The organism is Stutzerimonas kunmingensis, assembly GCF_014764705.1.
In the GTDB taxonomy this organism is placed as follows: domain Bacteria; phylum Pseudomonadota; class Gammaproteobacteria; order Pseudomonadales; family Pseudomonadaceae; genus Stutzerimonas.
Map to the genome: position 1 here is coordinate 1 of NZ_JACXXG010000072.1, position 2,665 is coordinate 2,665.

Below are 2,665 nucleotides of genomic sequence, written 5' to 3' on the forward strand. Positions count from 1 at the left end.
GTAAGCGTTCATTCCACGACGTACTGGACTTACTTTACGTCCCGAAGGGGCCTTAGCAATTCCGGTGAGACCTTGTACTGTTTCGTGCCGTTCTCGGCCAGGACGATCACGCTCTTGCGGTTGATCTTGGTGACGATCCCCATAGTCAAGCCAGTTCGGCTTTCGAAGGTCACCTTCAGCCCCACGTGCAGCCGACTCAGCGCCTGCAGGTTTTCTTGATCTTGCAGTTCATCAATGCGCCGGCAGATCATTCGGTTCAGCTCCAATAGCTGATCGATGCTCATGTCTTCAATGCGCATGGAGGGTGCCCTTTGGCTGTGCGGTCTGTCGATCAGAATGGCGCGGATCGATCAGCGAGCGTAACGGATTATCGGCGAACCGGGTCTTCCAGAGCCGAGGCGTCAGGTCAGCGACCTTGCTGGCCGGGTGCTGACTGATGCGCTGCAGCACGTCCACCAGATAGGTGTACGGGTTGATGTCGTGCAGTTTGCACGTAGTGATCAGGCTCTGGATGATGCCCACGTGTTCCGCGCCGAGTTCAGTCCAGCAGAACAGCCAGTTCTTGCGTCCCATGGGAATGGGGCGCAGGGCCCGTTCCAGGTGGTTGGTGTCTGGCTGGACGTCTGGGTCTTCCAGGAAGACGGTCAGGCTGGCTTCACGGCTGAGCACGTAGTTCAGTGCTTTGGTCAATAAATCACTGGGCAGCAGACCGCCCTGTGCCAGTTGATCCCGGCACCATTGGAAGAAGTCGCTGACCACCGGCTTTGAGTGGAGTAGCCGGTACTGGCGTTTCTTTTCGCCGGTCAGTTGCTGGACGCGGATCTCTTCTTCGTTGGTGTATAGCTTGGCAATCTGCTGAAGGGCTTCGGTGGCAGTTATCGGGTGGTCCTTCTGCGCCTCAATGAAGTAACGACGACTGTGCACCCAGCACTGCGCGTGGATGATGTTCTGCTGTGCGGCGGCATAGCGGGCATAAGCAGCATAGCCGTCACTGATCAGAGTTCCGCTGAACTGTTCGTTCAGTACCTGCTCGATATGGGCTCGGCCTCGACTGTTCGAGTAAGTGAACACCACTTCATCGGCATCGCCGTATAACGGCCAGAACCAGCCGGATTTCATCTTGCCTTTTTGTGGGCCTGCCCGACCCTGGTGGCCAGCTTTAATCGGCGTCTCATCCATCGCCAACACCCGGCTGCGCAGAACATTGTCGGTCTGGGCATCCACGATCGGCCGCAGCAGATCAATAGATCGCTTGATCAGATTGGTGAGGGTGCTGCGGCTGAGGGTAATACCCGCTTGCTGGATGCGTTGGTGTTGGCGATACAGCGGTAGGTGAAACTGGAACTTGTCGACCATCAGACCCGCCAACAAGCTGACGTCGGCCAGGCTGTTGTCCAGTACGTTGGACGGGGCCGGCGTGGTCACGGGCTTGTCGCTGCCCTTGCGCCGAAATACGGGGCGTTCCACTTGCAACACCACGTAACTGGACGTCCGCTGGGCCAGCCGATAGGTCGTTTTGGTGCCAAGGATGTCGTACTGGTCGGCGTCGGGGCCGCTTAGCTCCGGCGGCAGGTGTTCAACAACTTCCACTGGCACGTCCGCTGTAAAACGCAGACCCGTATCGTTCAGGCAGTCGTCGTCCCGCTGTTTCTTTCCGGTGCCTCGCTGATAAGCCCGAACCGGGCGTTTCTCCGCATCGAGAGGCTTCTCCGGGCTAGCCGCATCATTCGATTGGAACAGGCCGCCCTGCTCCGGGAGGTCATACACCTGCTTCTCGGACTTGGGGCCGAACAGCTGCTTCTTGAACCAGTCCAACTGCCGCTGCATGACCTGTAGCTGCTCACGCAACAGGGCATTCTCCTCGGCCAGTACCGAGTAGGAAGGGGCGTTGGAATAGGACGCGGAAGCCATTGAATTCATGGCCGATATTATACCGGAACACAACCCGCTACGTGCCCCGAAAACGCTTGAACTGACGGTACTTTTGCACCTCGATACCGTCAATCAGCAACTGGAGATCAGTCAGGTTTAAGGGGCGCTGTCCCGAAGAAGACGGCCGTACCCGGAACTGCCCCTGCTCCAGTCGCTTGGCCCACAGGCAGTAGCCCGTGGGCGTGAAATACAACATCTTCATTTGGGTCTTGCGACGGTTAACGAAGACAAAATACTGCCCGCTGAGCGGATCTTGCTTGAGTTGATTGCGGACCAGAGCGCTCAGCCCCCGGAAGGATTTGCGCATATCCGTGGGCTCGGTGCACAGCCAGATCCGGGCCTGGCTATCCAGACCGATCATCTGATCTGGCTCAGCCTTAGCTCAACACCATTACCCAGGCTCAGCACGATATTCCAGCCGCTTCCGGGAGAGGCCGAGTCATCCATCAGCGATGACAGATCCAGGAAGCTGGCATAACCAGAATCCGCAGCCTCACCGACCGGCTGACTCAACAGGCGCTTGCGCCAACTACAGAAGCTGGCATAACCGAGTTTGTGCTCCTTGCAGAACTGCGTGGCCGACAGGCCGCTGTCACGCTGCTGACCGATTAGGACTTGCCACTGTTCTGCGGTGCGGTGTTTTCTCATGGAAATAACCTCGCGTTGTTGAATGCGAGGTCACTCTAGGGCGGAAGTCAGCGGGATGGCAGGATGTCTTGGAATGAACGCTTAC

General features: G+C 57.7%; 4 protein-coding genes. All 4 read right to left on the bottom strand.

The window, feature by feature from the left end; all coding sequences use genetic code 11:
• Nucleotides 1–29 precede the first annotated feature (29 nt).
• From IEG05_RS22895 to tnpA, 4 genes are read right to left on the bottom strand one after another with little or no spacing between them, the layout of a single operon-like run.
• Nucleotides 30–299: a hypothetical protein gene (locus tag IEG05_RS22895; RefSeq protein ID WP_003458515.1), complete on the bottom strand. Its 270-nt coding sequence runs from the start codon at nucleotides 297–299 to the stop codon at nucleotides 30–32.
• Nucleotides 289–1,920, bottom strand: coding sequence for an IS66 family transposase (gene tnpC / locus IEG05_RS22900; RefSeq protein WP_004423346.1), 1,632 nt, complete (start codon nucleotides 1,918–1,920; stop codon nucleotides 289–291). Before tnpC ends, IEG05_RS22895 begins: the two co-directional genes overlap by 11 nt.
• A 28-nt stretch (nucleotides 1,921–1,948) precedes the next feature.
• Nucleotides 1,949–2,293, bottom strand: coding sequence for an IS66 family insertion sequence element accessory protein TnpB (gene tnpB / locus IEG05_RS22905; RefSeq protein WP_004423345.1), 345 nt, complete (start codon nucleotides 2,291–2,293; stop codon nucleotides 1,949–1,951).
• Nucleotides 2,290–2,580, bottom strand: a complete 291-nt coding sequence (gene tnpA / locus IEG05_RS22910) for an IS66 family insertion sequence element accessory protein TnpA (RefSeq protein WP_004423344.1) — start codon at nucleotides 2,578–2,580, stop codon at nucleotides 2,290–2,292. Before tnpA ends, tnpB begins: the two co-directional genes overlap by 4 nt.
• Nucleotides 2,581–2,665: the final 85 nt, after the last annotated feature.